A 2,002-nucleotide genomic window follows, 5' to 3' on the forward strand; every position below is an offset into this window, starting at 1 on the left:
CCTCATACTGGGCGTATTCGGGCGATCCGACAACGCAGCGAGGTGCCGTAGCTGTCGTCGTGCGCCCGCCGGGGATTACGGGACAGCCCTTAGTCCCCGTTCGCCAGCAGGTCGAATTCCTGCGCGTCGTGGGACGAGAAGACCCGGACCAGCCGCGGATGGGCCCGGCGCAGCGCCGTCAGACGTTCCAGCTGGTCCAGCCGCTGCTCGTGGTCGTCCGCGACCAGGCGCTGGTGGAGCGCGAGCGGGCGCGGGCAGCGCGGGCGGCGGAGGTCGATCTCGCCGTGGAAGAAGTACGCGTCGCCCGCGTGCAGCAGCCAGCGGTCCGGCTGCTGGACCGCGACCGCGCTGTGACCGCGGGTGTGGCCCGGCAGCGGTACGAGGAGGATGTCGGGGGAGCGCAGCACCCGCGACGCGGGGAAGCCCAGCCAGTCCGAGTCCGCGGTGTCATGGACGAACCAGTCGGCACCGTGCGCCCATTGGGCGGGCAGATAGCGGTTCATTTCGAGACGGGTGTCCCGGCGCATCGCCGCGCGGTACTCGTCGGCCATCACGTGCACGCGCGCGTGCGGGAAGTCGGCGAGGCCGCCCGCGTGGTCCATGTCGAGATGGGTGAGAACGATGTCCCGTACGTCGTAGGGGTCGTACCCCAGTGCCCGGATCTGGTGCACCGCCGTACGCGACAGATCGAGCATCGGCCGCATGGTGTGCCGGAACATCGCGCCGAGCCGCCGCGGATCGGAGACGTCGGCGGCGCCCAGTCCGGTGTCGACGAGGACGAGCCCGCTGCCGGTCACGATGAGCAGGCAGTGCGCGACGAGCGGGGCGCCGACGAGCGGACGCATGGGGGCGCAGTCCAGGTGGTGGATGGTGGTGGCGGAGCGTCGCTGGGGAGTGGGGATGGTTCGCACAGACATCTGCGCCTCCTGCTCACAGGGGGATACCCGGCGCGAGGCGGCCGGGCTGGGAGAGGATGGTGGCCGTGCTGAGTGGATGTGCGGGCGGACCAGTCGCTCGTGGCTCCGGTCCAGGAAGGCGGCCGTGCGGACGGTCTCGTCGTGTGAGATCGCTCCGTCCGTCATATCGCCGTGCCTCCACAGCAGTTGCGCCACTTACACCGTAAGTACGAGACAGGAGAGAAGCACTTACGCTGTAAGTCGTCAAGCGTTACCGCACGTAGCCACCCGAATGAGGAGCCGTCAGCATGGCCCAGCGATCGCGACGTGAACTCCCCGGCCCCCGCGAGCCATTGACACGGGACCGGATCGTCGGGACGGCACTGGTGATCATCGACGAGGCCGGCGTCGACGGACTCTCGATGCGGCGCATCGCGGCCCGCCTCGGGGTCCAGGCGATGTCCCTCTACAACCACGTGCGGAGCAAGGACGACATTCTCGACGGGGTCACCGACTTCATCACCACGGAGATGAACATGCCGCACCGGATGACGGGCGGCTGGGAGGACGGCATCCGCTCGATCGCGTACGCCTTCCGACAGGCGTCGCTGCGCCACCCGCGCGCGTGCGAACTGGTCCTCATGCGCCAGCTGTCCACGCCGACGGCGCTCGCGCCGGTCGACACGATGCTCGCGATGATGCTCGACCACGGCTTCGACGAGGAGACCGCGGTCCACGCGCTACGGCTGTTCATCTCCTTCCAGGTCGGCTCGCTGCTACGGGCAGTTCACGGCTCGGAGGCGCTGACCGAGAACAGCAACAACAACAACAACGGCAACGACGGTACGGCGGCGAGGGAAGCCGCCCGCACCGCATACTTCGCCGGCTCCGGCTTCCCGGCGGTGGCGAAGGTCGCGCCGATCCTCGCCGTGAACGACCACGAGGCGGAGTTCGCCTTCGGCGTCGAGCTGCTGATCGCGGCGCTGCGCGAACTCGCCCCGGCGGGCGCCCGGGACTGACCCGGCTCGGACCCGGCGCGAGACCGGCCTGCACGAGACCGGCCTGCCCGAAACCGGACCCGGGGCACGCGCCACCCGGCGTTCGGC

2 protein-coding genes are annotated in these 2,002 nt (G+C 69.9%); one reads left to right on the forward strand and one right to left on the reverse strand.

The window, feature by feature from the left end:
• Positions 1 to 89 precede the first annotated feature (89 nt).
• On the reverse strand, positions 90 to 917 hold the full coding sequence (locus tag ACWGI8_RS43565) for an MBL fold metallo-hydrolase (protein WP_453669078.1): 828 nt from the start codon (positions 915 to 917) through the stop codon (positions 90 to 92).
• Positions 918 to 1,204: 287 nt separating this feature from the next.
• Here ACWGI8_RS43565 and ACWGI8_RS43570 point away from each other — a divergent pair, with 287 nt between their 5' ends.
• On the forward strand, positions 1,205 to 1,915 hold the full coding sequence (locus ACWGI8_RS43570) for a TetR/AcrR family transcriptional regulator C-terminal domain-containing protein (protein ID WP_453669080.1): 711 nt from the start codon (positions 1,205 to 1,207) through the stop codon (positions 1,913 to 1,915).
• The last annotated feature ends 87 nt before the right edge of the window (positions 1,916 to 2,002 follow it).

The sequence above is a fragment of the Streptomyces sp. NPDC054841 genome, from assembly GCF_053611045.1.